Source organism: Streptomyces sp. NPDC056734, from assembly GCF_042790455.1.
Lineage (GTDB): Bacteria > Actinomycetota > Actinomycetes > Streptomycetales > Streptomycetaceae > Streptomyces.
Window position 1 is genome coordinate 158,820 of sequence record NZ_JBHTZD010000001.1, and the last position, 26,592, is coordinate 185,411.

Annotated in this window: 22 protein-coding genes and 1 pseudogene; 11 read left to right on the plus strand and 12 right to left on the minus strand. The window is 71.9% G+C overall.

Annotated features, from left to right (window positions below):
• Positions 1–407 precede the first annotated feature (407 nt).
• Positions 408–995, plus strand: coding sequence for a hypothetical protein (locus tag ACFRFC_RS00575; protein ID WP_382679561.1), 588 nt, complete (start codon positions 408–410; stop codon positions 993–995).
• 35 nt (positions 996–1,030) lie between these two features.
• Here the strand turns inward: ACFRFC_RS00575 and ACFRFC_RS00580 are convergent, their stop codons facing one another.
• A complete protein-coding gene (locus ACFRFC_RS00580) occupies positions 1,031–2,176 on the minus strand; it encodes a cytochrome P450 (protein WP_382680162.1) in 1,146 nt (381 codons plus the stop codon).
• A 295-nt stretch (positions 2,177–2,471) separates the two neighbouring features.
• Positions 2,472–2,669 (minus strand): annotated as a pseudogene (locus tag ACFRFC_RS00585) (SAM-dependent methyltransferase); the annotation flags it as partial.
• Positions 2,670–2,812: 143 nt separating this feature from the next.
• Between ACFRFC_RS00585 and ACFRFC_RS00590 the strand changes: the two are divergent.
• Together ACFRFC_RS00590 and ACFRFC_RS00595 are read left to right on the plus strand one after the other, a co-directional pair.
• The gene (locus ACFRFC_RS00590) at positions 2,813–3,271 is read left to right on the plus strand and encodes an ester cyclase (protein WP_382679563.1); all 459 of its coding nucleotides are present in this window, start codon (positions 2,813–2,815) and stop codon (positions 3,269–3,271) included.
• Between the two features lie 317 nt (positions 3,272–3,588).
• Entirely contained in the window at positions 3,589–4,797 is a 1,209-nt protein-coding gene (locus ACFRFC_RS00595; protein WP_382679566.1) for a cytochrome P450, read from the plus strand.
• A 58-nt stretch (positions 4,798–4,855) separates the two neighbouring features.
• Here ACFRFC_RS00595 and ACFRFC_RS00600 read toward each other — a convergent pair whose 3' ends face one another.
• Positions 4,856–5,431 (minus strand): DUF6506 family protein, encoded by a 576-nt coding sequence (locus tag ACFRFC_RS00600; RefSeq protein WP_382679569.1) that lies wholly within the window; start codon positions 5,429–5,431, stop codon positions 4,856–4,858.
• 385 nt (positions 5,432–5,816) lie between these two features.
• Between ACFRFC_RS00600 and htpG the strand changes: the two genes are divergently transcribed.
• Positions 5,817–7,715 carry a molecular chaperone HtpG gene (gene htpG / locus ACFRFC_RS00605; protein ID WP_382679572.1) on the plus strand — a complete coding sequence of 633 codons (1,899 nt, stop codon included), beginning with the start codon at positions 5,817–5,819 and terminating at the stop codon, positions 7,713–7,715.
• A gap of 60 nt (positions 7,716–7,775) precedes the next feature.
• Here the strand turns inward: htpG and ACFRFC_RS00610 are convergent, their stop codons facing one another.
• From ACFRFC_RS00610 to ACFRFC_RS00645, 8 genes are all read right to left on the minus strand, one after another.
• On the minus strand, positions 7,776–9,182 hold the full coding sequence (locus ACFRFC_RS00610) for an amidohydrolase family protein (RefSeq protein ID WP_382679575.1): 1,407 nt from the start codon (positions 9,180–9,182) through the stop codon (positions 7,776–7,778).
• Entirely contained in the window at positions 9,179–10,573 is a 1,395-nt protein-coding gene (locus ACFRFC_RS00615; RefSeq protein ID WP_382679578.1) for a purine-cytosine permease family protein, read from the minus strand. The genes ACFRFC_RS00610 and ACFRFC_RS00615 overlap by 4 nt, the downstream gene beginning before the upstream one ends.
• A gap of 190 nt (positions 10,574–10,763) precedes the next feature.
• Positions 10,764–11,522, minus strand: coding sequence for an enoyl-CoA hydratase-related protein (locus ACFRFC_RS00620; protein ID WP_382679581.1), 759 nt, complete (start codon positions 11,520–11,522; stop codon positions 10,764–10,766).
• A gap of 63 nt (positions 11,523–11,585) precedes the next feature.
• Positions 11,586–12,137 (minus strand): hypothetical protein, encoded by a 552-nt coding sequence (locus ACFRFC_RS00625; protein ID WP_382679583.1) that lies wholly within the window; start codon positions 12,135–12,137, stop codon positions 11,586–11,588.
• Positions 12,134–13,378 (minus strand): NAD(P)/FAD-dependent oxidoreductase, encoded by a 1,245-nt coding sequence (locus tag ACFRFC_RS00630; protein ID WP_382679586.1) that lies wholly within the window; start codon positions 13,376–13,378, stop codon positions 12,134–12,136. The genes ACFRFC_RS00625 and ACFRFC_RS00630 overlap by 4 nt, the downstream gene beginning before the upstream one ends.
• Before the next feature lie 6 nt (positions 13,379–13,384).
• Positions 13,385–13,579 (minus strand): ferredoxin, encoded by a 195-nt coding sequence (locus ACFRFC_RS00635; RefSeq protein ID WP_382679589.1) that lies wholly within the window; start codon positions 13,577–13,579, stop codon positions 13,385–13,387.
• A gap of 26 nt (positions 13,580–13,605) precedes the next feature.
• Positions 13,606–14,853, minus strand: a complete 1,248-nt coding sequence (locus ACFRFC_RS00640; RefSeq protein WP_382679592.1) for an aromatic ring-hydroxylating dioxygenase subunit alpha — start codon at positions 14,851–14,853, stop codon at positions 13,606–13,608.
• A gap of 93 nt (positions 14,854–14,946) precedes the next feature.
• Complete coding sequence (locus ACFRFC_RS00645) at positions 14,947–16,485, minus strand: nucleobase:cation symporter-2 family protein (protein ID WP_382679596.1); 1,539 nt, start codon at positions 16,483–16,485, stop codon at positions 14,947–14,949.
• Positions 16,486–16,778: 293 nt separating this feature from the next.
• Between ACFRFC_RS00645 and ACFRFC_RS00650 the strand changes: the two genes are divergently transcribed.
• From ACFRFC_RS00650 to ACFRFC_RS00675, 6 genes are all read left to right on the plus strand, one after another.
• The gene (locus ACFRFC_RS00650) at positions 16,779–17,576 is read left to right on the plus strand and encodes an aspartate/glutamate racemase family protein (protein ID WP_382679599.1); all 798 of its coding nucleotides are present in this window, start codon (positions 16,779–16,781) and stop codon (positions 17,574–17,576) included.
• Entirely contained in the window at positions 17,573–18,541 is a 969-nt protein-coding gene (locus ACFRFC_RS00655; protein ID WP_382679602.1) for a polysaccharide deacetylase, read from the plus strand. The genes ACFRFC_RS00650 and ACFRFC_RS00655 overlap by 4 nt, the downstream gene beginning before the upstream one ends.
• Positions 18,538–19,233 (plus strand): GntR family transcriptional regulator, encoded by a 696-nt coding sequence (locus ACFRFC_RS00660; RefSeq protein WP_382679605.1) that lies wholly within the window; start codon positions 18,538–18,540, stop codon positions 19,231–19,233. Before ACFRFC_RS00655 ends, ACFRFC_RS00660 begins: the two co-directional genes overlap by 4 nt.
• A 229-nt stretch (positions 19,234–19,462) precedes the next feature.
• A complete protein-coding gene (locus ACFRFC_RS00665) occupies positions 19,463–20,743 on the plus strand; it encodes a DUF1116 domain-containing protein (RefSeq protein WP_382679608.1) in 1,281 nt (426 codons plus the stop codon).
• Positions 20,740–22,761 carry an amidase family protein gene (locus ACFRFC_RS00670; protein WP_382679611.1) on the plus strand — a complete coding sequence of 674 codons (2,022 nt, stop codon included), beginning with the start codon at positions 20,740–20,742 and terminating at the stop codon, positions 22,759–22,761. Before ACFRFC_RS00665 ends, ACFRFC_RS00670 begins: the two co-directional genes overlap by 4 nt.
• Entirely contained in the window at positions 22,758–23,147 is a 390-nt protein-coding gene (locus tag ACFRFC_RS00675) for a DUF2237 family protein (protein ID WP_382679614.1), read from the plus strand. Before ACFRFC_RS00670 ends, ACFRFC_RS00675 begins: the two co-directional genes overlap by 4 nt.
• A gap of 39 nt (positions 23,148–23,186) precedes the next feature.
• Here ACFRFC_RS00675 and ACFRFC_RS00680 read toward each other — a convergent pair whose 3' ends face one another.
• On the minus strand, positions 23,187–26,252 hold the full coding sequence (locus ACFRFC_RS00680) for a tetratricopeptide repeat protein (protein WP_382679617.1): 3,066 nt from the start codon (positions 26,250–26,252) through the stop codon (positions 23,187–23,189).
• A gap of 180 nt (positions 26,253–26,432) precedes the next feature.
• Between ACFRFC_RS00680 and ACFRFC_RS00685 the strand changes: the two genes are divergently transcribed.
• On the plus strand, positions 26,433–26,582 hold the full coding sequence (locus ACFRFC_RS00685; protein ID WP_382679620.1) for a hypothetical protein: 150 nt from the start codon (positions 26,433–26,435) through the stop codon (positions 26,580–26,582).
• Positions 26,583–26,592 lie beyond the last annotated feature (10 nt).

Here is a 26,592-nt window from a genome sequence, read left to right on the forward strand (position 1 = left end):
CCCCCGGCACCCGAGTTGCAGAACATCCTCAAGTACCTCATGGGCGGCCCCACCCCCGCCGAACGCGAGACGGGCCTCACCTCCCTCGTGGAGGGCGGCACCTTCGAGGTGACCACCCCGGGACAGAACGGTCACGGTCGACATCGACGGCCCGCCCCTGGACCCGGCCTCCCTGCGGGACCGCAACCTCACCGGCCAGCTCGTGTGCAGCCTGGCGCGCGCCCGCGCCATGACGGACCGCGCCGGCACGACCCGCACGGACGACATCCGCGTGGTGCTCCGGGCGGACACGGGCCCGTCCACGACCCACGTGTGCTCGGACTTCCCGCGGACACCATGAGCGGGCGCCCCCAGGGCGGGGGCGACGTACGCTCCAGGCATCGAGCACGGCAGGGACGGAGACCGCGATGCTGTTCACCCGGGAAGTCCTGGACAAGATCGCCTCGGGCGCGGTCGACCTGGCCTTCCGCAGCTGGCGCAGGCCCGCCGTACGCCCCGGCACCAGTCTTCGCACGGCCGTCGGACTGGTGGAGATCACCGGCGTGGAGCCCCTCGACCCCGCCTCGCTGACCGCCCGCGACGCCCACCGGGCGGGCTACCCGGACCGCGCGGCCCTCCTGGCCGACCAGCACCGGGGCGAGGACCGCCGCCTGCACCGCGTCACCCTCCGCTTCGCCGGTGCCGACCCCCGGACCGCCCTGCGCGAGGACACCGACCTCACGCCCGAGGGCGTCGCCGAGATCGTCGCCCGGCTGGACGGCATCGACGCCCGCAGCACCCGCGGGCCCTGGACCCGGACCGTGCTGCGCCTCATCCACGACCACCCCGCCACCCGGGCCGCCGACCTGGCCGCCCGCACCGGCCGCGACACCCTGCCCTTCAAGGCGGACGTCCGCCGCCTCAAGGAACAGGGCCTGACCGAGAGCCTCGACATCGGCTACCGGCTCTCACCGCGCGGTGAACTCGTCTGGCGGCACCTCCGGGACCGGCCGTAGCACCACGGGCCGTCCGGCCCGCCGCGTGCCGGTGCTCAGCCGGCCGCCCGGGCGTCCGCGTCGACCTCCACGACACAGTGCCGCAGCTCATAGCTGCCGATGCCGTCGATGAAACCGATCGTGGGCGGCGCCGCCATCCGCACCCCCGGCAGGGCGAACAGCCTGCTGAGGAAGACATCCGTCTCCAGGAGCGCGATGTGCAGCCCCGGGCATTTGTGCGGACCGTCACCGAAGGACAGCCCCGGCGCACCGGCCCCGTCCGCCATGGCCCGGCCGGGACGCAGACAGCGCGGCCGGGACCCCACGGTCCGTTCATCGACGTTGGTGTGGTCGAGGAGGATGTCGATCTGCTCCCCGGCCGGTACGGTCACCCGCTCACCCCCGGCACCGGGCAGATCGAGCGGCGCGGTGGTCCGGCGGCTCAGCCGGCCCACGACCGGTTCGAGGCGCAGGATCTCGCCCAGGACCGCCAGCCGCTCCGGCTCTTCCGCCGCCCGGTAGCGCGCCAGCAACTCGGCCTCGGAGAACAGATGCCAGGCCGCCGCGCTGATGAACTCACGGGTCGTGACCATGCCCGCCGCGGCGAACGTGAGGCACTCCCCGAGGATCTCACCGGACGAACACCCCTCGTCGATGAGGTGCGAGATGAGATCGTCCCTGCGGGCCCGCCGCCGGGCCCGCACGGCCGGGCGTACGTCGCCGAGGTACACCCGTAACCAGTTGGTGTTCAGCCGCGCCATCCAGTAGACGCCGTGCAGGCTGGTCAGCCCCGGCCTGCCGAACCGCTCCGGGAAGAAGCTCTCCAGCCGCCTCTTGATGCCGGGCCTGCTGTCCGTCAGACCGATGACCGCGCACGCCACCTCGATGGCGAGATCGAAGCTCAGCTCGGACAGCCGGGCCCGCCCGTCGGCCCGCAGCCGGTCCAGCCGCGCCTGCGCGACCCGGACCATCACCTCGCGGTAGTGCTCGTCCACGCGGCGCGGGGTGAAGAACCGCGCGGTCTGCCGACGGTGCTCCCGGTGCTCGGGCCCGTCCCGGTAGAGCACCGGCCGACGGACGCTCGGCGGCAGCTTCTCCACGGTCTCGATACCGAGCCCGGCCTGGACGGTCGCCGTACTGCGCAGCACGGCACGCGCCTCGTCGTACCCGCGCACCTCCCAGACCCCGTCACCGCCCCGCACGACAGGGCACCCGGCCGCCGCCCCGCCCCGCTCGATCCGCCGGAACCCGTACCCCTTGCCCCCGCCGGGCCCGCTGTCCCCATCGGACTCCCCGAACTCGCCGCCCACGAGCGGCACCTCCCTCGCGCCGAAGACGCTGCCGAGTACCTGCCGGTGGGTTCCTTCCCGCCCGGGCGCCCGGGGAAGCGAGCGAACCCGGCCAGTCACCGCCACCACCGGCCGGGCGCCGATGGCCCGGCGGGCGCGGCACCCGACCCGGGACCGGTCCCGGGGCACTCCGACCTGTGCGGCCCCCTCAGCCGGGCAGGGCGCACACCGCCAGCTCGATCAGATACCGCCTGGTCACCCGGCCGCCGTACCGGCCGTCGATCAGCCCGGCGACACACCCCAGCAGCCCCTCCCGCGCGGCCCCGGGCAGCGCCCGGTGACCGGAGTAGGTCCGCAGCAGCTCCAGATACTCCGCGGTCGTGTACGTGATCTCCCGCTCGTGGCGCCCACCCCGGGGCGGCCCCCGTGCCGCCGCCCGGAGCGATGGGTTGACCTTGTCGCGACGTCACGGTCTGTACTGGCTGTGCGCCCCCACCGGGCGCCCCGGCCGCCGCGCATCTCCGCGCCACCCGAAGCGAGGAAAACCCCATGAACACGTCCCCGTCCCACCGAACCGCCGACCGGTCGGCCGTCGATCTCCTCCGTGCGGCGTTCACGGCGTTCAACCGCGAGGACCTCGACGCCTGCGTCCAGCTCCTCACCGAGGACTTCGCGATCAACATCGCGGGCATGCCGTTCCAGATGCGCGGCCGTGACGCCTGGCGGGGCAACGCGACCGTGCTGCGGACGGCGTTCCCCGACTTCGAGGTGCGGATCGACGACGCCTTCGGGTCCGGCGACCGGGTCGCGGTCCGGCTGACCATGCGCGGCACCCACCGCGGTGAGTTCCGCGGCCTGCCCGCCACCGGCCGGCGCGTCCGGTTCTCCAGCCTGGAGCTGTACCGCGTCACCGACGGTCTCCTCGCCGAGGAATGGATCGGCTGGGACATGGAAACCCTGATGCGTCAGCTCGACGGCTCCGAGGAACCGCCCGCACCGGATGCCTGAGGCCCGTAGGCCCGGGGCGACCGAGGGCCTGCCCGCTCTGGGCGCCTCGGGGCCGTACGGACCGATCCCGCCGGTCGGCCGTCCCCGTCCCGTCCGGGGCGGCGGGCGGGCGCCCACCGACCGCAGGGACCGGTCGAGTTCGCCGGTACGACGACCCGCACCCCGTCGCGGGCGGCGTCCGGTGCCGCGCGCGGGGCGGGCCGGTGGTGCGGCGGCGACGCCGAGCGCGGGGGCTGCTTCCGCACGCCGGTACCCGCCGGGATGACCTGGCCGGAGACTTGATGACAGCTGTGCCCGCCCGTGGCCGAAGGAGTTTCATGCTGTCCCAAGACCCGCCGGTACTCGCCTGTCCCTTCGACTTCAGCGACGCGCTGGACTTCGATCCCGCACTGGCCGAGCTGGCGGGCAACGGCCCGGTCAGCCGGATCCGGCTGCCGTACGGGGAGACCGGGGCCTGGCTGGTGACCAGCTTCGCCGGGGTGCGCCAAGTGACGTGCGACGCCCGCTTCAGCCGGGCGGCGATCGTGGGCCGGGACTATCCGAGGATGACCCCGGAGCCCATCGTCTCGCCGGAGTCGGTCAATGTGGCCGACCCGCCGCAGGCGACCCGGCTGCGGCAGGCGGCGGCGGTGGCGTTCACCCGCGACCGGGTGGCCGCGATGCGCCCGGCCGTGGACCGCGCGGTGGCCGAACTGCTCACCGCGATGGCCGCATCGGGACCGCCCGCCGATCTGGTGGCCCGGCTCGCGGTGCCACTGCCCCACCTGACGATCTGCGAACTGCTGGCCGTCCCCGAGGCCGACCGCGACGAACTGCGCGACCACACCATGCGCCTGCTGTCCACGGCCCCCGACGCCCGCCAGGGCGCGACCAAGGCCCAGTTGCGCTCCTACTTCGCCGAACTCGTCCCGCGCCGACGCCGCGCACCCGGCCCGGACCTGCTCAGCGCCATGGTCACCGCCGACGTACCCGACGGCCAGGAACCGCTGAGCGACGACGAACTCGCGGTGCTGGCCGTCACCCTGATCCTCAGCGGCAACGACACGGCCACCTGCCAGATCAGCAACATCGCCTATCTGCTGCTGACCCGGCAGCAGGAGCGCGCCGCACTCGCGCGCGAGCCCGCCCGCGTCCCCGCCGCGCTGGAGGAACTGCTGAGGTACATCCCCTTCCGCAAGGGCGTGGGCATTCCCCGCGTCGCGCTGGAGGACACGGAGGTCGAGGGCACCCTCATCCGCGCCGGTGACTACGTCCATGTGTCCTACCTGGCCGCCAACCGCGACCCGGCCGTCTTCCCCGACCCGCACACACTCGACCTGGACCGGCCCAGCCACCCCCATATGACCTTCGGCTGGGGCGGCCACCACTGCGTCGCCGCCCCGCTGGCCCGCGCGGAACTCGACGCCGCGATCACCGGCCTGCTCACCCGCTTCCCCGGCCTGCGCCTGGCCATCGCCCCGGAGGACGTCCGCTGGGACACGGAGACCATCCGCCGCTTCCCGCTGAGCCTGCCGGTGACGTGGTGACGTGGTGACGTGGTGACGTGGTGACGTGGTGACAGGTTGACCGGCGGCGGGGGTGGGATCAGGCCGAGGATCCGCACACCCCCACCGGCACCCGCTCACCGACGGCCCTGATCACGGCGGCCACCGACTCCGGATCCCACTCGCCGTACAGCTCGATCAACTGGACGGAGTCGGCGAACTCGGCCGCGACCGCCGCCCCCGCACCCGCCTCCGGCACGGCGACGAAGGCAGTGGCGCCCGCGTTGCGCAGCAACCGGTCCGTGCCGGGGTCGGCGCCCGGCTGGACGTACAGGAACAGCTCCCGCTGAGCCTCGCCCGCGAGGGCACGCTGTTTGAACCGGGCGACATCGACGAGGGACTCGAACCCGAAGAGCACGGTACGCACCCGGGCCCGGCCGCGCACGGCGGCCTCCACCTCGGCCGTCCACAGATAGCCGGTGGCACCGCACAGCTCGATCGTGGTCACCCCCCGGTCCGCGTACTCGGCCGCGACGGCCGCCGCGGCGGCGGGGGTGGCGGCCGTGAGAATGTGCGTGGCCGCGCCGTCCGGTCCGGTACGCACCGGGTCCGGACCCGGTGCGCCGGGCTCACCCGGTTCGTCGGCCCGGAAGATGATCGCCCTGTCACCGGCCATGATGGTTTCCTCTCCACGCTGTCGGTCTCTCCGGGCCATCTTCTCCCCAAGAGGCCCGCACGCAGCGGGTCGCACGCACCGGGTCGCACGCGGCCGGTCGGCTGGACAGTGCCGGTATCACCCGCCGCCCCGGGCCCGGTCGGCGTCCGCCGCCATGAGGGAGGGGCCCGCCGAATCCGCCAAGGGGCGGGCCGGGACCGCGCCCGAGGGGACCATGACCACAATGCCAGAGGCAGCCACTGACAACGCCCCACCGTCGAACCCGCCTTCGATCATGGCCTGATCCGGAAGGGTGGACGAGACGAGCGGACGGCGCTCCCGAACATCACTAAACTCTGCGTGACAAGCTCCGTCGAACAGTGGACCTGTGAGGTACTCGCGAACCATGGCGACTGAAACATTTGAGTTCCAGGTAGAGGCGCGTCAGCTGCTCCATCTGATGATCCACTCGATCTACTCGAACAAGGATGTCTTCCTGCGAGAGCTGGTCTCCAACGCGTCCGACGCGCTGGACAAGCTGCGTCTCGCCGCCCTGCGCGACGACACGCTCGGCGCCGACGTCTCCGACCTGCACATCGAGATCGACATCGACAGGGAAGCCCGTACGCTCACCGTGCGGGACAACGGCATCGGGATGTCGTACGACGAGGTCTCCCAGCTGATCGGCACCATCGCCAACTCGGGCACGGCCGCGTTCCTGAAGGAACTGCGGGAGGCGAAGGACGGCGCCGGGGCGGACGGACTGATCGGCCAGTTCGGTGTGGGCTTCTACTCCAGCTTCATGGTCGCCGACGAGGTCACCCTGCTCACCCGCCGGGCCGGTGAGACCAAGGGCACCCGCTGGACGTCCCGGGGCGAGGGCACGTACACCCTGGAAGCCGTCGACGAGGCGCCGCAGGGGACCTCCGTCATCCTGCGTGTGAAGCCCGCCGACCCCGAGGACCAACTGCACGACTTCACCGACCGCTGGAAGGTGAAGGAGACCATCAAGCGCTACTCGGACTTCATCACCTGGCCGGTCCGGCTCGTCCCCGAGAAGGGCGACGGCGAGGACACCCCCGAGCCCGAGACACTCAACTCGATGAAGGCGCTGTGGGCCAGGCCGCGCAACGAGGTGTCGGACGACGAGTACCACGAGCTGTACAAGCACATCAGCCACGACTGGCGCGACCCCCTGGAGACCGTCCGCCTCCAGGCCGAGGGCACCTTCGAGTACCAGGCGCTGCTGTACATCCCCTCCCACGCCCCGCACGACCTGTTCACCCAGGGCTATCAGCGTGGCGTCCAGCTCTATGTGAAGCGCGTCTTCATCATGGACGACTGCGAGGAACTCCTCCCGTCCTACCTGCGCTTCGTCAAGGGCGTCGTGGACGCGCAGGACCTCTCCCTCAATGTCTCGCGGGAGATCCTCCAGCAGGACCGGCACATCCTGATGATGCAGCGCCGGCTGACGAAGAAGATCCTGTCCACGGTCAAGGACCTGAGGACCTCCGCCCCGGACCGCTACACCACCTTCTGGCGGGAGTTCGGCGCCGTCCTCAAGGAGGGGCTGATCACCGACCCCGACAACCGTGACGCCCTCCTCGCCGCCTCCTCCTTCGCGAGCACCCACGACGCCGACGAGCCGACCACCCTCGCGGCCTACGCCGAGCGGATGAAGGACGGCCAGGACGACATCTACTACATCACCGGCGACTCCCGGCAGGCGCTGGAGAACTCCCCGCACATGGAGGCTTTCGGCGCCAAGGGCATCGAGGTGCTGCTGCTCACCGACCCCGTCGACGAGGTGTGGGTCGACGCCGTGGGGGAGTACGACGGCAAGAAGCTGCGCTCGATCACCAAGGGCGAGATCGACCTGGGCGCGGACGACGACGAGATCGCCGACACGGAGAAGGAGAAGCGGACCGAGGAGTACGCGGCCCTCCTGGCCTGGATGACCGAGCGGCTGGCCGAGGATGTCAAGGCCGTCCGGCTCTCCTCCCGGCTCACCGTGTCGCCCGCCTGTGTCGTCTCCGACTCCGACGGACTCACCCCCGCCCTGGAGAACATGTACCGGGCGATGGGCCAGGAGGTCCCGAAGACCAAGCGGATCCTCGAACTCAACCCGGGCCACCAGCTGGTGAAGGCCCTCAACGAGGCCCACGGCCGGGGCGAGGAGGACACGGCCCTCACCGAGACGGTCGAACTCCTCTACGGCCTCGCCATCCTCGCCGAGGGCGGCCAGCCCGCCGACCCGGGCCGCTTCGTGAAGCTGGTGGCGGAACGGCTGGAACGGGCGCTGTAGCGCGCCGGCACCGGTGGGGGGCAGGGCCCGGCGATGCGCGCCGGGCCCCGCCCCCCACCATCACCCGCCCTCTCCTCCCGTCGATGGCGGACGCAGCGGCACATCCCCGCTGTCCCGCAACGCCGCCACCCGCCCGAAGAGTTCCTCCGCCGCGTCCTGCGCGTGCCGTCGTACGTCGTCCGCGTCGGCCGTGAGCAGGGTGCGGTCGGCCATCAGCCGGCGGCCGGCCACCCACACGTTGTCCACGTCATGTCCCGACGCGGAGAACACCACATGTGCCGCCGCGTTGAAGTCGGGGCCGTGCAGGAGGGGAGTGAGGTGCAGGGCGCGCAGGTCGAGGGTGATGAGGTCGGCCTGTTTGCCGGGGGTGAGGGTGCCGGAGACGGCCGCCAGACCCAGGGTGCGGGCCCCGCCGATCGTCGCCATCTCCAGGATGTCCCAGGGGTCGCCCGACGTGGGGTCGAGGGTGGTGACCTTCTGGAGGAGGGAGGCGAACTTCATCTCCTCCACGAGGTCGAGATTGTTGTTCTCCTTCTCCCCGTCGGTGCCCAGCCCGACCGTCACCCCCGCCTCGCGCAGTCGCCGCACGGGCGCGGCGCCGGAGGAGAGTTTCATGTTGGAGCAGGGGCAGTGGGCGACCGAGGTGCCGGTCCGGGCGAGGAGTTCGATCTCCCGGTCGTCCAGCCAGACGCAATGGGCGACCACACTGTCCTCGCCGAGGATGCCCCAGTTGTAGAACTGCTCGATCGGCCTGCGCCCGAAGCGCGACAGGCACTCCTGGACCTCCCAGACGCTCTCCGAGGAATGGGTGTGGAAGCCGGTCTCCCAGGAGCGGGCGAGATCCACGGCCTTGCGGATGCCGGACTCCGTGCTGTACAGCCAGTGCTCAAGCCCGACCCACGCCCGGATCAGCGGATCGGCCCGGTCCGCGACGGACTCCAGCAGGCGCAAGTTGCTGTCCAGCGTCTCGAAGTAGGTGTACGGCTCCAGATCCGCCGTGTAGGGGGCGAGCGTGGCCCGGATTCCGAGGGCCGCGGCCACCTCGGCGCCGCCCTCCTGGAAACGCCACATGTCGAGGACGGAGACGGTCCCGGCGAGCAGGCCCTCGGTGTAGGCGAGTTCGGCCGCCGCCCGCGCGATCTCCGGGGTCATCGCGCGGTGCGCCGGGTCCACGTGGTACTTCAGCCAGTCCCACAGCGACAGTGACTCGGCGGTGCCGCGCAACAGGCCCGAGTGGAGATGGGTGTTGTGCAGGCCCGGCATCACCACATGGCCGGTGGCGTCCACCGTACGGGCGCCCGCGCTCCGCGGGTGGGCGTCGACCTCGGCGACCGGGCCCACGGCGAGAATCCGCTCCGTGTCGAAGAGGACCGAGCCGGTGTCGAGTGCCCGGCGGCCGGGCTCCATGGTGAGAACGATGCCGCCGCGCAGCAGGGTCGGAGCCGGGTCGGTGAGGTGCCGGGTCATCGGGTCACTCCGGACCGCTGCCGCTCGCGCCCCGCCAGCACCGCGTACACCAGCGCCGCCACCACCGCGCCGACCAGCGAGGTGAGGTCTCCGGCGCCCGGGTACGCCTTCGCGAAGGGGCCGATGTAGATGTCCGCCTGGTTCATGAACGGGATCGCCGCGGCGAAGCCGACCACCCAGGCGATCAGCCCGGGGCCGAACCGGCGGGTGCGGTCGTAGAGCTGGCGGCGCAGTTCCTCGCCGCGCGGGCCGACCTTCAGCTGTACGAGCATGATGGCGACCCAGGGGCCCAGCCAGTAGCCGAGGAAGATCAGGAACGTCTCGAAGCTGCGGTAGTAGTCGTTCGTCCCCGCGTACCAGGCGGCGAGCACTCCCAGGCCGCCGACCGTCAGTGCCGACACCCAGCGCCTGACCGGGACCCCCATCACCAGCGTGGCCAGCGACGACGAGTAGATGTCGATACAGCTCGACGCCGCCGTCGACAGCATGAGGGCGATCATCGCGATCACCCCGAGCGCGGTGGGCAGCAGCCCGGTGACCAGGTCGGCGGGGCTGCCGATGATGGCCACGAGCCCGAGTGCGGCGCCCAGGACGCCCATCCACGTGCCGCCGATGAACGAGCCGAGGAACACATGGCGGGAGACATCCCGGGGGCGGCTGTCGGCCGGGAGGTAGCGGCTGTAGTCGGACGCGGCGGCGGCGAAGCCCAGACAGCGGGCGGCGCAGATCGCGGTCACCGTGGCGAAGGCGCCGCCGACCCCGAGCCGGGCGTCCGCGAGCCCTTCCACGGAGACCCCGAAGTCCACCCGGAACAGGGCGTACACGGTGACCACCAGGAACAGCACCAGCAGGATCACCGACAGGATCTTCTCCACCGAGTGGATCACCCGGTAGCCGAACACCGCGATGGCGACGATGGCGACACCGAACCCGACACAGGCCACGGCGAACGGAATGTCCACCAGGGCCTGCACGGTGAACACGCCGAGGACCACACTCACGGCGAACCAGCCGGTCGCCGTGAGGAAGAACGCGGCGGCGGGCAGCAGATTGCCGAGATGCCCGAACGGGCCCCGGGACTGGACCAGTTGGGCGGCGCCGATCCGGGGACCGGCACCGGCCAGGACGGCCAGCGCCGCCGAGCCGAGGCCCGTACCCAGGACGATCGCCACCGATGCCCACAGGAGGTCGAGGCCGAAGACCGCGGTGGACAGGGCCCCCGCGGTCAGTGCCGCGAACTGCACATTCGCCGAGAACCACAGCGTGGTCTGGTCGCGCAGCCGGCCCGTGCGTTCATCGGGCCCGACCAGCTCGATGCCCTTGCTCTCGATCAGTTCGGGGGCGGCCGGGGGCGTCGTGGACCCCGTGCCGTCGAGGAGTTCTCTTTCCATGTCCGTGCACCACTCTCCAGCCGGTGCGGGGGCACCGGCTCAGTGACTTGCTGAGCGGGATGAGATCTGGGGACGGCTGGTGGGGGACGGCCGGTGGGGGCGACGGTCGGCGGGTGGTCGGGGGACGGGGGAGGAGGGGGAGCAGGGGAGAGCGGGGGGGTGAGTGTGGATGAGGGCGGGTGAGTGGGGGTCAGGTGCCGGTGAATTTCGGCTCGCGGCCCTCCCGGACCGCCGCGAAGCCCTCCCGCAGGTCGCGCGTGCCGAACATCAGCTGGTAGCCCCGGCGTTCCAGTGCGATGCCCGCTTCGAAGGGGGCGTCCAGGCCGAGCCGTACGACCTCCTTGATCTGCCGTACGGCGAGACGGGGACGGGACGCGATCAGGGCGGCCAGTTCGACGGCCCGGCCGAGGGCGTCGCCCGCCACGACCTCGGCGACATATCCGAGGCGATAGGCGTCCTGGGCGGTCAGGGGCAGCCCGGTGAGCAGGGCGTACAGGGCGTTCTGGCGGCCGATGGCGCGGGGCAGGCGCTGGGTCGCGCCGCCGCCGGGGACCAGGCCGATGGTGACCTCGGGCTGTGCGAAGCGGGCGGCGTCGGAGGCGATGACGAAGTCGCACTGGGCGACGAACTCGTTGCCGCCGCCGAAGGCGTCTCCGTTCACGGCGGCGATCACCGGCTTGGCGCTGTACCAGAACGCCTGGTGGGTGTAGGCGCCGATGGCGCCCACCACATCGCGGTCCGCCTGCTCCGCGAGGTCGGCTCCGACGGCGAAGACCGTCTCACCGCCGGTGAGGACGAGGGCGCCGACCTCGTCGTCCTGGTTCAGCTCGGCCACGGCGTCCGCCAGCAGCCTGCGGACCTCGGTGTTCAGGGCGTTGCGGACATCCGGCCTGTTCAGGCGGACGACCGCGACGCCGTCCTGGGGTCGGTCGACTTCTACGACGGCCATGGGGCGGCCCTTTCCATGCGTACGGGACAGTCGGTGGTGGGACGGTCAGTGGTGGTGGGACGGTCAGTGGTGGGAGTCGAAGGCGTCCATGTTGGGGTTGTTCTTCAGGCGCCCGAAGATCTCGGTGCCGTCGTTGATCAAGTGCGGGGCGTCCGGGGTGCCGGTGGCGGCGGCGAAGTCGGTGACGCCGATGAAACAGACCATGAACCAGATCAGTTCGGCGGCGAACATCTCCGGATGCTCGCGTGGATCGCGTCCGCCGACCCGCCGGGACCATTCGGTCATCGCCTTGGCCAGGTCGATCCGGAAGCCGAGCGTGACCGACGGTTCATCGGTGTCGTGGAAGGTCACCAGGAGCCGGTCGACGCCGTCCTCCACGACATGCACCACGTCCTCGAAGGTGAACGCGGGCCAGAAGGGGCGCTCATGGAGGAACTCGTCCTCGGCCGGGGCCCCGCCCGCCCGGCGGTTGGTGCGGTACCGGTCGCTCAGCAGGGACCACATGCTGTCCCGCACGATGACGTACCGGGCGGTGTCCGACCCGGCGGTGTCCGACCTGGTGTTGTCCGACCCGGCGTTGTCCCGGGCCGTGAGGTCACTGGGCTCGTCGCTCATGTCGTCGTCTCTCTCATGCCGTGCGGGGCCGGGGCCGGGGATACGGCCGGGGACGCGTCCGGCGACTGGATCAGCGCCTTGGTCCGCATCACCGCGCGGGTGGCGTTGACCCCGGCCGCGGCGACCAGCCGCCCCTCGCGGAAGTACGTGACGAAGGGCCGTCCGCCGGGGCCCGTGGTGGCGACGCTGACCTCGTCATGGCCGCGCGCGTGACCGGCCATCTGGTACTTGAGCCCGTACTGGTCGGACCAGAAGTACGGGATGTCGGCGAACACCGGCCGCTCGCGCCCCTCCAGGTCCGCCAGCCAGCTCTCGACGGCGTGCCGGGCCTGCGCGGAGGCGTTGCTCCAGTGCTCCACCCGCAGCCGCCGGCCGAACACCGGGTGCGGCCAGTTGGCGATGTCCCCGGCGGCGAAGACGGACGCCCGCCCGGTCCGCAGCGTCGCGTCGCAGCGCAGCCCGTCGGAGGTGTCGAGCCCGGCGCCGCGCAGCCAGTCGCAGGAGGTGACAGCGCCGAGGCCGAGGACGACGAGGTCCGCCCGGGTGCCCGTACCGTCGTCGAACTCCACCGTGACCGGGCCGCCCGGCGAGGAAGATGTCAGAGCGGTGACCATCGTCGAGGCCCGGGTGACGACCCCGTGGGCCGTGTGCTGGTCGAGACAGAACCGTCCCAGCTCCTCGCCGACGATCTCCTCCATGGGCAGGGCGCCGCTCGCGATCAGTTCGACCGGCAGCCCCAGCGTGCGCAGGGAGGCGGCGGTCTCACTGCCGATCAGGCCCGCGCCGACCACCACCGTCCGGGGCCGCCCGGTGAGCCGGGCCCGGATCGCCGCCGCGTCGGCGAAGGTGCGCAGGGCATGCACACCCGGCAGCCCGGTGAACGGCCGAGGCACCCGGGCCCGCATCCCGGTGCACACGAACAGGGCGTCGAAGTCGATCCACGTCCCGTCGACCAGGACACGGTCCGCTTCGGGGTCGAGCCGGGTGCACAACGCGCGGTCGAGGCGGCGCAGCCGGATGTGATCGGTGGGCGGTGGGGGCAGGGAGATCCGGTCGCGGGCGAGCTTGCCCTGGAGGAACTCCTTGGAGAGCGCGGGCTTGGAGTAGGCGGCGACACCCTCGTCCCCGCCCACCCACACGACGTTCCCGGTGAAGCCCCGGCGGTCGAGTTCCGTGACCACCGTGTGGCCGGCGAGTGAGCCGCCGGCCACGACGACGGTCCGTACGGAGGTGGCGGTCATGGCCGCTCACTCCTCCAGCGAGAGGGCGAGAATCGGGCAGGAGGTGACCGACTGCCGTACCTGGGCCCGGATCACCGGGTCGTCGGGGATCTCGGCGGCGATGTGCAGCGTCAGATCGTCGTCTATGTCGAACACATCCGGCGCGATGCCCATGCACACGCCGTTCCCGTCGCACAGCTGGCGGTCAACAGTGACTTTCATGGCGGTCCTCACAGGGGTGTCGTGGGTCAGGAAGCGGCGGGCGCGGGACGGTCGGCGAGGGATGTACCGCTGGTGGTGTCCGTGCCGTCCGCGTGGGCCGCATAGTCCTGGTACCGCTTGAGCAGCCACTGGTTGAACTGGAGCAGGGACTCCTCCTGGAAGGAGTAGCGGCCCGGCCTGCGGAAGCGGGACCGCATGCCCTTCTGGAGCGACGCGTCCGAGCTGGCGTCCTGCTGGTGGAAGAGGACGAGACCGTCCTGGGCGATCCGGTAGAGCTGCTCGAAGCGGGGGTGCTTGGTGCTCTCCTCCGGATAGAGATGGCCGATCCGCAGGTTCATGTGCTCGGGTCCGGCGGGCAGCACCAGATAGTAGAAGAGGCCCTCCGGTACCGCGCCGAAGCCGAGGTTCGGCGGGATCGACGCGAAGATCACCTGGTTGCGTTCCTTCTCGCCGAGCGTCGGGATGACCGGCAGCAGCGCCTTGGTGGTCGGGTTGAAACCGGCGTCGGGGTGATAGAAGCCGGTCGGGTGGTAGATGGCGCCCTCGTCGGGGCTGATGTCCACGAAGCTGGTCAGCCGGACATGCGCGAAGTCATGCAGCATGCCGTGCAGATAGGCGCTGTGGTACGGCTCGATGCCGTTCTCCAGCTGGGACTTCCAGTTCCAGTGGTTGCCGCGCAGCTCGGCGACCGGCATGCTCACCATCTCGTCGACGTGGTAGTTCTCCAGCTCGGCGGTGAGCTTGGTGAGGGTGGGCGCGAGGGGCGCGGCGTCCGGGTCGAGGTTGGTGAAGACGAAGCCGTTCCAGATCTCGACCCGGTGCGAGGGCAGATACGCCTCGCTCTTCAGATTCTTCAGGCCGATCGTGTCGTTCATGGACGGGGCCGCGATGAGGTTGCCGTCGAGGCCGTAGGTCCAGGCGTGGAAGGGGCAGCGGAACAGCTTGCCCGTGTTCCCGGCGCCCTCGCACACCAGATGGGCCCGGTGCGCGCAGATGGGGGAGAGGACCCGGATGTCCATGTCCTTGCCGCGGACCATCATCAGCGGTTCGTCACCCATGTCGACCCGGACGAAGTCACCGGGCCGGGGGATCTCGTCCACGCGGCCCAGACAGAGCCACTGCCGCATGAAGACGGCCTCCTGCTCGAAGGCGTAGAACTCCGGGTCGACATAGCACTCACGGGGGAGGTTCCATCCCGTGGTCATGTCGTGGGAGCCGTCCTTGATGACCTTGAGGATCTTCTGGATGTGTGCGGAGACGGGTGCGTGACCCATGGTGGTGGTGCTCCTTCACTTACTGACGTGCGGGTTCGTGGAGAGGTGGGGCGAGGTGGGGCGGGGCGAGAGGCTGGGGTGAAAGGCGGGGACTCAGGCCCGGCCGTCGGCCTCGCGCGGGGCGTCCGTGCGCCCGGTACCGGGCGTGAGCCCGGCGCCGTCGGGCAGCACCACGCCTTCCGGCACGGCGGTGCTCTCCGGCACACCTGTACTCCCGCGCCCGTCCTCGACCCGGACCACGACTCCGTTACCGGCCTCGCCGCCGCCCCCGGTGCTCCCGCCCCCGGCGCTCGCACCCCGCTGCCCCGGCAGCAGATGGTTGAACAGCAGATTCAGTACGAAGGCCACCAGCACCGTCGCCGTGATGGCGCTGCCCAGGATGAACTGGGCGTCCCGGTGGAAGTTCTGGTAGATGGCCGGCACGACGACCGGCAGCATGCCGACCCCGAGGGCGACGGCGACGATGAGCAGATTCTGATTGCCCTCGAAGTCGACCTTCTGGAGCATCTGGATGCCGACGGCCGCGGTCATCGCGAACATCACCAGGCCGGCGCCGCCGATCACCGGACCGGGCAGACTGGCGACGACCTCGCCCAGCTTGGGGATGGCGCCCATCACCAGCAGCAGCACGCCGGTGACCGTGATGACGTACCGGCTCTTGACCTTCGTCAGACTGATCAGGCCGACGTTCTGCCCGAAGGTCGAGTCGGGCACCGAGTTCATGAAACCGGCGAGAGTGGCGGCGAGCCCGTCCGTGGCCAGCCCGCGGGCCATGTCCTTGTCGGTGACCTTCTTGCCCACGGCGTCCCCGATGGCGAGGACACAGGCGGTCATCTCGCTGAACACCACGATCATGGCGACGCACATCGCGATGATCGGTACGACCTTGAACTCGGGTGCGCCGAAGTGCAGCGGCGTCGAGAAGCCGAACCACTTGGCGGCCCCCACCGAACCGAAGTGGGCCATGCCCATCAGCCAGGCGGCGACGGCCCCGATCGCCAGTCCGAAGAGCACCGACACATTGCGGACGAAGCCCGTGAACAGCCGGTTCATCAGCACGATGACGACGACGACACCGAACGCCAGCAGGATGTACTTCACACTGGCGTAGTTGGCCGACTCGGGGTCGGACCCGATGATCAGATCGGCGCTGACCTTGATGAGGGACAGCCCGATGATGGTGATGACACACCCGGTGACCAGCGTCGGGAAGAACCGCAGCACCTTGGAGAACGGGCGCGCGAGCAGCATCCCGAAGACACCGGCGGCGATCATCGAGCCGTACATGGTGGGCAGGCCGTACTCGGAGCCGATGAGGATCATCGGGGTCAGGAAGGTGAACGAGGCACCCGCGACCACCGGCATCCGGATGCCGAAGAAGCGGGTCAGGCCGACGCTCTGGATGATCGTGGCGATGCCCGCCACCAGCAGGTCGGCGTTGACGATCAGCGCGATCGTATGGGTGTCGAGCCCGAGGACGGCGCCGAGCACCAGCGGAACGGCGACACAGCCCGCGTACATGATCAGCATGTGTTGCAGGCCGAAGAAGAAGAGCCGGGAAGCGGGGAGGACTTCGTCCACCGGATGGCGGTCCGAGGTCGCGGCGCGGGGTGCGCGGCTGAGAGGTGACACGAGGGTCTCCTGGCACTAAGACGACGATCGCGCCCTGGTCCCTCCGACGGTGATCACCCTGCGTGATCCGGAGTTATGGGCAGACGATTGCGAGGGCTGCCAGAGCAGCGCACACGCATCTGTAGAGGCCGGGGATTTCCCGTCAGAAGGTCCTGCGACCGGGATCCGGTATACGGAGGCTAAGCGTGGTCCAAGTCACTGTCAATGAGGAGTCAGCCTTGATTTTTGGCGCCTCATCTCTCTACATTCCTGTATACCGTATCCCTGCTGAGCGCCCTGGAAGGGAGGCTCCCATGCGGCAGGCCGCCTTGCGGATCGGAATGATCACCCCCTCCTCCAACACCGTCCTTGAGCCGGTGACCAGCGCATTGACCCGCGATCTGGCCGATGTCTCCGTGCACTTCACCCGGCTGCGGGTGACCCGGATCAGCCTCGATCCCCAGGACACCGACCAGTTCGCACAGGAGGCGTTCGTCCGGGCGGCACAGCTGCTCGCCGACGCCCGCGTCGATGTCATCGCCTGGCACGGAACCTCCGGTTCCTGGCTCGGCCCCGACCACGACCGGCAGATGTGCCGGGCCATCGAGGACGCCACCGGCATCCGGGCCACCACCGCCACCCTCGCCCTCCTCGCCGCCCTGGAACACTGCCGGACCCAGCGGCTCGGACTCCTCACGCCCTACACCGACGACCTCGCCGGTGCCATCACCGGCCACTACGCGGCCAGGGGCTTCCCCGTGCACGCCGCCCACCACTTCGCACGGACCACCAACTACGACTTCGCACTGACCACCGACGGCGAACTCGACACCGCCTTCGACACCCTCGCCGCCCGCGGCTGCGACACCGTCGCGGTCGTCTGCACCAACCTCCGCGCCGCCCACCTCGCAAAGCGCTGGGAACAGCGGCGGCCGGTCACCGTCGTCGACAGCGTGGCCGCCACCCTGTGGCAGGCACTGCGGCTCGCCGGCGACGCGACACCCATCCAGGGATACGGGCGGCTGCTCGCCGACCTGCCACCCATCGCCGCCGCCCCCGCCGGACCCCGGCACCCGCACGCGACTCCCGACGCCCACCACACACAGACATGAGGGACACCATGGCCAAGAACATCAAGGTGCTGATCGGCGTGGACGTCGACGCGGTCGCGGGCTGGCTCGGCTCGTACGGCGGCGAGGACTCCCCCAACGACATCCAGCGCGGTGTCTACGCGGGCGAGGTGGGCACCCCCCGTCTGCTCCAGCTCTTCGACCGCTACGACCTCCGCACCACCTGGTTCATCCCCGGCCACTCCATCGAGACGTTCCCCGCCGAGATGGCCGCCGTGGTGGAGCGGGGCCATGAGATCGGCGCGCACGGCTACTCCCACGAGAACCCCGTCCAGATGAGCCCCCAGCAGGAGCGCGACGTACTCGGCCGCTGCGTCGAACTCGTGGAACGGCTGTGGGGCAGACCCCCGCGCGGCTATGTCGCCCCCTGGTGGGAGATGAGCCGCGACACCGCCGCCCTGCTCCAGGAGTTCGGCTTCTCCTACGACCACTCGCAGAACTACAACGACTTCCACCCCTTCTACGCCCGGGTCGGCGACGAATGGACGAAGATCGACTTCTCGCGGCGGGCCGACGAGTGGATGAAACCCCTGCGCCACGGCACCGAGGTCGACCTGGTCGAATTCTGCGGCAACTGGTACGTGGACGACCTGCCGCCGATGATGTTCGTCAAGAAGTCCCCCAACAGCCATGGCTTCGTCAGCCCGCACGACGTCGAGCGGTTGTGGCGCGACCAGTTCGAGTGGGTCTACCGTGAACTCGACTACGCGGTGTTCCCCGTGACACTGCACCCCGATGTGTCCGGACGACCGCAGGTGCTGATGATGCTGGAACGGCTCTTCGAGAGCTGGCTCGACCTGCCCGGCGTAGAGTTCACCACCTTCGACGCGGCGGCCGACGACTTCCGCCGCCGCTACCCGTTCGACGCCGACGAGCGCCCCTCGCCCATCGGGACCGGACCGGGTGCCCGCACGACACAGGCCACGACCAGGGAGACCACCCGGTGAGCAGGCAGGCCGGCGACGCCGGTTCCTTCGACATCGACGCCGACTACCAGCCGCTGCGCGACCGCGTCCGTGACGAGCTGCGCCGGCGCATCATCGACGATGTCCACCCGCCCGGCACCCGGCTCGTGGAGAGCGAGATCGCGGCCCAGCTCGGCGTCTCCCGCGTCCCGGTCCGCGAGGCCATGCGGGGACTGGAGAGCGAGGGCTTCGTACGGACCGTCCCGCGCCGGGGCGCCGTCGTCGTGGAACTGTCCGCCCAGGACATCGAGGAACTCTTCGACGTACGCGAGGCGCTGGAGGTGCTGGCCTGCCGGCAGGCGGCGACCCGGGCCACCAAGACCGATCTGCGCCGGGTCCGCTCCCAGCTCACCCGCGCCCGCAAGGCCCTCGACGCCGGGGACCAGGTCGCGCTCGGCCACGCCAACGAGGCGTTCCACGACGAGATCCTGAAGCTGTCCCACAACGACCTGCTCCAGACCGTGCTGCACCCCCTGCAAGGGCGGCTGCACTGGCTGCTCCGCAAGACCGGCGACCCCTACGACCTCCTCGCGGAGCACACCGCGCTCTTCGAGGCCATCGCCTCCGGCTCCCCCGACCGCGCGGCCGAACACGCCCGCCACCACAACCGGCTCAACCGTGAGATCGTCCGCCGCCTGATGGCCGAACGCGCCCAGGACACGCCCTCCGCGTGACGTCCGGGGCGATGCCCGAGCGCTCTCCACCGGGCCTCGTCACCGGCACCTGACGGGCTTTTCCGCCGGGCCTCGTCACCGGCGCCCGACGGCTTCCCCGCCGGGTGGCGGCGTCCGCGCCCGACGGTCCGGACCGCCCGACGGCCCCCCCGGTGGTGCGCCGACGTGCCCTCATCCGGCGAGCAGACGCGCCCCCTCCCTCCTCCGCCTCCCACCCAGGAGCACTCGCATGCCCACCTCCACCCCGGGCCCGGCGATCACGCCGTCCCCGACCCAGGTGTCCCTCGACGCCCTCAACCACACCGAGGTGCTGCTGCATCGCGTCTGCAAGGCGCGGGAGGTGACCGACCGGGTGTCCGGACGGCACTTCCTGCACGCCGGACCCCCGATCGCGCTGGCCGACATCCCGGGCCCCATGCGGGGCGCGATCATCGGCGGGCTGCTCCTCGAAGGCGAGGTCGCCTCCGTCGCCGAGGCGGAGGCCGTCATCGACCGGGGCGAGGTCGGCATCAGCCCCTGCCACGACGCGGGCGCCGTGGGCGCGATGGCCGGGATCATCACCCCCAGCACCCCGGTCGTGGTGGCCGCCGCCGGGGCCATCCGCACCTTCTCCCCGCTCAACGAGGGCATCGAGGGTGCCGTGCGCTACGGCTCCTACGACGGGGCGACCCTCGCCCGGCTGCGGATGCTCGGCGACGTCCTCGCGCCCGCCCTGGACGAGGCCGTGCAGCGGTCCGAGCCGCTCGATCTGCTCGCCCTGGTGGCCGAGGGGCTCCGGCGCGGCGACGACTGCCACAACCGGCTCGTGGCGACCAGCGCCGCCCTGCTCACCGCCCTGACGCCGGGCCTGCTCCGGGGCTCCGCCGACCGCGAGGACCTGGCCCGGATCACCGGCATCATGGCCCGCAACGGCCACTTCGCGCTGCCCTTCGCGATCTCCGCGGCCAAGGCGGTCACCCTGGCCGCCGCCGGTGTCCCCGGCAGCCCCGTCGTCACCACGATGTCCGGCAACGGCCGCACCTTCGGCATCCGCGTCAGCGGCCTCGGCGACCGCTGGTTCACGGTCCCCTCCCCGGTCGGGAACCCGGTACTGCTGGACGGCGCCACCCTCGCCGACGTGACCCCCACCATGGGGGACTCCATGATCGCCGAGACCGCCGGTTTCGGCGCCTTCGCGATGACCGCGGCCCCGGCGATCATGTCCTTCGTGGGCGGCGACCTGGCCCAGGCCCAGCGGATCACCTCCCGGATGCGCGAGATCTGCGCCGGCACCAGCACCCGGCTGCTGATCCCCGGCGAGGACTTCCGGGGCACCCCGCTGGGCATCGACGTGCACAAGGTCCGCGCCACCGGCATCGAACCCGTCATCAACAACGGCCTGGCCCACCGCGAACCCGGCAGAGGACGCGTCGGCGCCGGGATCACCCCCATCCCCGTGGAACCGTTCATCGAGGCCAGCGAGGCGCTCACGACCGACACCGGCCGACCGGCCGGAAAGGACCGCGCATGAGCGCCACCGAATCCTCCCCCGACCGCGGCTGCGGCACGGGAGGGCACGCGGCCGCCGAACCCCGCTCTGGCCCCGGCACGGAGGGGTACTCGGCCGCCGAATCCGGTCCTGGCTGCGGCACGGGAGGGCACGCGGCCGGCGAGCACTGTCCTGGCCCCGGCACGGAGGGGCACACGGCCGCCGGACCCGGTCCCGGCACCGGCACGGGAGGGCACACGGCCGCCGAACCCCGCTCTGGCCCCGGCACGGAGGGGCACACGGCCGCCGAATCCGGTCCTGGCTGCGGCACCAGAGGGCACGCGGCCGCCGAGCGCTGCTCTGGCCCCGCCACGGAGGGATACTCGGCCGCCGAACCCGGTCCTGGCACCGGCACGGGAAGGCACACGACCGCCGAACCCCGCTCCCGCCCCGGCACCGAGGGGCACACAGCCGCTGAACCCCGCCCCGGTACCGGAGCGCACGCGAGCGCCCGATCAGCCACCCCCGCCTGGCAGTTCACCCCCGCCGACCTCACCGCCGTGGCCACCCGCTGGCATCTCGACCCCGCGCTGGTCGAGCAACTGCGCCCCGCCATCGAGCGGATGCGGGACACCTACGAGCGGGTACGGGACCTCGCGGCCGAGGGGCTGCCCGCCGAGCCGCCGCCGGTCGCCGTGGCCGAGCCCGCCCGTGGCCCGGGCAACCCGCACGGCGCCTGGCGCTACCGCGTCGAGACCCCCGAACGCCCCGCCGCCGGAGCGCTGGCCGGCCGCACGGTCACCGTCAAGGAGGCCATCGCGGTGCGCGGCGTGCCCATGACCCTGGGCAGCCGCCTCATGGCCGGGTTCGTCCCGGGCTCGGACGCGGCCGTCGTCCGGCGCGTCCGCGCGGCCGGAGCCATCGTCCTGGGCACCTCCGTCTGCGAGGACCTCTGCTACTCCGGCTCCAGCTTCACCAGCGTCACCGGCCCGGTCACCAACCCCTGGGACAGCGCCCGGGCCGCGGGCGGCTCGACCAGCGGCGCCGCCGTCCTCGTGGCGACCGGCGCCGCCGACTACGGCATCGGCACCGACCACGGCGGCTCCATCCGCAACCCCGCCGCCTGGTGCGGAGTCTTCGGCCTCAAACCGACCTACGGCACCATCGACTACGACGGCGCCATGCCCACCGAACGCACCCTCGACCACATCGGCGTCCTCACCCGCCACGCCGCCGACCTGCCCGCCTTCCTCGACGCCACCGCCCAACCGGCCACAGCCGAGTCCTACACCGCCACCTACGCCCGCGACCTCACCGGACTGCGGGTGGGCATGGTGACCGAGGGCTTCGACTGGCCGGACCGCTCCGACCCGCGCGTGGACCAGCGGGTACGGGAATCAGCCCACGCCATGGAGTCACTGGGCCTCACCGTCCGCGAGGTCTCGGTGCCCCTGCACCGGCACGGCCGCGACATCCACCTGCCGATCTCCGTCGAAGGCGGACTCGGCACGGTCTTCGAGTCCCGTCTCCAGGGCACCAACCACACCGGCCCCTACCACCCCCACCTCGGCGCGGTGTTCGGCGAGGCCATGGCCCGGCGCCCCGAGGACATCCCCGTCGGCGGCCTCCTCGCCCTCACCGGAGCCACCCTGCTGCGGGACGCGACCCACGGCCGGGTCATGGCGTACGCGCAGGGGCTGCGCCGTCGGCTGCGTGACCAGGTCGACCGGGCGCTGCGCGAGGTCGACGTCCTGCTGATGCCGACCGTGCCCATGCTGCCGCACCTGCTGCCCGCCGATCCGCACGAGGCGGTCATCGGCTCCGACCTGCCCTTCGAGATGCACGACAACAACTGTGTCTTCAACCTCACCGGACACCCGGCGCTCAGCGTCCCCTGCGGACTGGTCGACGGACTGCCCGTCGGGCTGCTGCTGGTGGGACGCCCCGGCTCCGACGCGCGACTCGCCCGTATCGGGGCCGAGTTCGAGGAGCGGATCTTCGCCTGCCCGGCGCCGCCGACGTCACCCACCCATCCGACCCCCGTCAGGAGCACACCATGACCGAGCCCGCGCTGAACGTCCTGGGCGAGCCCCTCGAAGCCTGCGGTTTCGACCCCGTCACCGGCTACCGCCGCGACGGCTACTGCCACACCGGCCCGGACAACCCGAAGGGCCACACGGTGTGCGCGGTGGTCGACGAGCAGTTCATCGCCTACCAGACCGTCATCGGCAACGACATCGCCACCCCCCGCCCCGACCTCGACTTCCCCGGCCTCAAGCCGGGCGACCACTGGTGTGTCATCGCCGCCAAGTGGTGGGAGGCGTACCAGGCCGGACACGCCTGCCCCGTCAATCTCGCCGCCACCAATGTCAGAGCCCTGGACGTCATCCCCCGTGACGTCCTGCTGGAGTACGGGTTCGACGCCCGCCGGAGCGACCCCGTGTGAGCCGGTGGAACGCCGCTTGCGGAGTGAACAGAGCGACGCTCACGGCTTGTACGGCGACACACCCCCGGTCGCCCGGCCCCGCCGCAGCTCGTTGTGCGAGGCGACCCAGGTGATCAGGGCCACCTCCGCTTCCCTGACCGCACCCGCCTCGCGGAAGCGGGCGGCACCGGCCAGACCGGACGCCACGGCCTCCTCGAACCGCCCCATGTGCCACAGGAGTTCCCCGAGGTCGCACCGCATGACGGCCTCGTCCGCGGGGCCGTCCGCCTCCGTCGTCAGGGCGAGGCTCCGGGTGAAGGCGCCCAACGCCTCGTCGAGACGCCCCGCCGCCCGATAGGCCCGTGAGAGGTCGGCGAGCGCCCCGCTCTCGCGACGGCGTTCCCCGGCCTCGCGGAACACGGCCAGCGCCCCATGGTGCGCGTCGAGGGCCTCGTCGATCCGCCCCCTGAGCCGTAACGCGGTCCCGAGGTTGCTCAGCGCCACGCCCTCACGGTCGCGGTGGCCCACCTTCCGCGCGACGGCGACCGCCCGGGTGTGCAGGTCCACGGCCTCCTCGTACCGGCCCAGCTCCACCTGGGCGAGCCCCGAGTGCATCAGGGCGGCGGACTCGCCCCGCAGGTCCCCGGTCCGCCGGAAGAGCGTGAGCGCGCGGGCGTGCGCGTCGACGGCCTCCGCGGGCCGCCCGGCGGCGGTGAGCGCGACGCCCAGGTGGTCCAGCGCCGCCGCCTCGTCGTGCGGACCCCCGCTCGCCCGCGCGAGGCTCAGCGCATCGGCCAGCACGGTCGCGGCCCGCTCGGGCCGGTCGGTCTCCCGCAGGGCGGCGGCGAGGTTGGCCAGCGCCATGGACTCGCGGTAGGGATCGCCGTACTCCCGGTAGACGACCGCGGACCGGGAGTGCGCCTCGGCGGCTTCCGCGAACCGCCGCAGGTGCTGGAGCGTGTTGCCGAGGTTGTTCAGCGCGGCGGCCCGCTGGTAGGGCAGGTCCAGCTCCTCGAAGAGCCGATAGGCCCTCACCTGGGCGTCGACCGCTTCCGCACCCCGCCCCAACGGGGCCAGCGAAAGCCCCAGATCCAGCAGCGTGACCGCCTCGCCGAGCCGGTCGTGACGCTCCCGGTACGCGTCAAGGGCCCGCGTCTGCACGGCGGCGGCTTCCTCGAACCGCCGCATCCCCATCAGGGCGGAACCCAGGCAGCTCCGGGACGCCGCCGTGTCCCGCCAGTCCCCGGTGACCTCGCACAGGGCGAGCGCCGCGTGGTGGGTGCCGATGGCCTCCTCGAAGCGCCGGGCCTCGCACAGCGCGCCGCCCAGCCGGTTCAGTGCGTGGATACGGACGGCCGAGGGCGGGCCCGCCTCAAGCACCGCGCAGGCGCGGGTGGCGACCGTGATCCAGTCGTCCAGATACCGGCGGCGCTCGAAGAAGACGGCCAGGGAGAAGGAGAGCGGGACAGCGGCCGACCCGGCCAGGTCCCCCGGCGAGGTGGCGACGGCGACCAGGTTGAGGCGCTCCGCCTCCAGCCAGGTGAGCGCGTCGGCCCGGTCGGTGAAGCGGTCCGACGGGGGCCCGGCGCCCGGTGCGCCCCGGTTCAGCCGGCTGCCGGCCGCTTCGGCGGTGCTGACATAGAACCCCAGCAACCGGCGCACCGCCTCCTCCCGCGCATCGCCCTCCGCGTGCTCCCGCCCCTTCTCCCGCGCGTACAGCCGCAGCAGGTCGTGCAGGGACCAGCGTTCCCCCGCCGACCGTTGCAGCAGATGGGCCCGCGCGAGGGCGGCGAGGAGGGGCCGGGCCCTCGCGGAGCCGAGGAGTTCGGCGGCGGCGGTCGTGGAGAGGTCGGGGCCGGGGACGGCCGACAGCAGACGGAAGGCGCGGGCCTGTCCGGGGGTGAGATGACGGTAGGAGAGGTCGAAGGTGGCGCGGACGGCGAGGGTGCGTCCATGGGCGTCGGTGTCGGCGTAGTCCAGGGCGTCGAGGCGGGTCCGGGCGTCGGCCAGGTCGGCGGCCTGATCGGCGAGGGACCGGTCCGGCTCGTCCCGCAGCAGGGCGGCGATGATCCGCAGGGCGAGGGGGAGCCGACCGCACAGCCCGACGAGCCGTACGGCGTCGGCGGCTTGGTCCGTGACACGGTCGTCCCCGGTCCCGCCCGCGCGCAGGGCCCGGTCGAGCAGGTCAAGGGCCTCGGCCGAATCGAGCGGGTCGAGGCCGAGACGCCGCGCGGAGAGACCGGACAGGTCCTGCCGGGAGGTGATCAGGGCACGGTGGGGCGGGCCGGGAAGCAGGGGCGCGGTCTGCGCGGCGCTGCGGGCGTTGTCCAGGACGACCAGGAGCGGTCGGCCCTGCCGGGCGAGGCCGTCCAGACGCAGCCTCCACAGGTCCAGCTTCTCCTCGACGGTCGCCGGCAGTTCACGGCCCGTCACACCGAGCGCGCGCAGGAACCGGTCGGCGACGGACCCGGGTTCCAGGGGCGGCCCCTGGCTGTACCCGTGCAGGTCGGCGAAGAGCACCCCGCCGGGGAACCAGCCGCGCGCACGGGCCCGGTGGGCGGTGTGCAGGGCGAGCGCGGTCTTGCCGACGCCACCCATCCCGGCCACCGCCGACACCACGACGGCGCTCCGCTCCCCGGCTGGTTCCCCGGCCCGCTCCTCGGTGGGCTCGCTGGTGGGCTCCAGCCACCCCATGAGCTGCGCCACGGCCCCTTCGCGCCCGGCGAAGCCCGTGGGCGCGGGCGGCAGCGTGACCGGGCCCGGTTCGGTCGGGCCCGGTGCGGCCGGGGAGCCGGCCCCTGGGGGCAGCGTGCCGGGTCGTCCGCCCCGGGCCCGGTCACGTTCCTGGCGGGCGCCGGTCAGCAGCAACTGCCACCAGCCCTCGGGACGAGCCTCGTACTCCACCGCCTGGGCCTGGAGGTGGGCCACCAGGACCAGCAGGAAACGGGTGTGCCGGGGGCCGGGCACGGTCCGGCCGTGCAGCCACTCGTGCAGCGTGGAGTCCGCCACCGCCAGCGGCGGACGCTGCCGTGTCCCCAGGGCCACCAGACTGCTCAGCGTCGGCCCGCCCGCCGCCTCGTACAGCGCCCGCAACTCCGCCCAGAACCGGTCCGCCTGCTGCCCCACCGGTCTGCCACCCCCTGTCCGGAAAACCCACGGTGAACGCGGTCGGACCAGGCTAGGCCCTTTCCCGGGGCGGGGCCGGGTCCCCGGAACATCGCCGGAAACCCTCCGGAGACGGCCCGATGGACCCACCGCCCGGCGCACTCGGCACCGGGCCCGTCCCTCGTAGACCGGGAGCCCACCATGACCGCCGAACCCCGCGAACCTTCTGGCCCCTCCGGCCCCTCCGGCCGACCTTCCCGTACCGCCCGGATCACCCTCATCGGTCACGCCATCGCCGGGATCCTCTCCGGCACCTTCCGGGCACTGATGACCCGACTGCTCGGCGACTGACGGGCCCGGC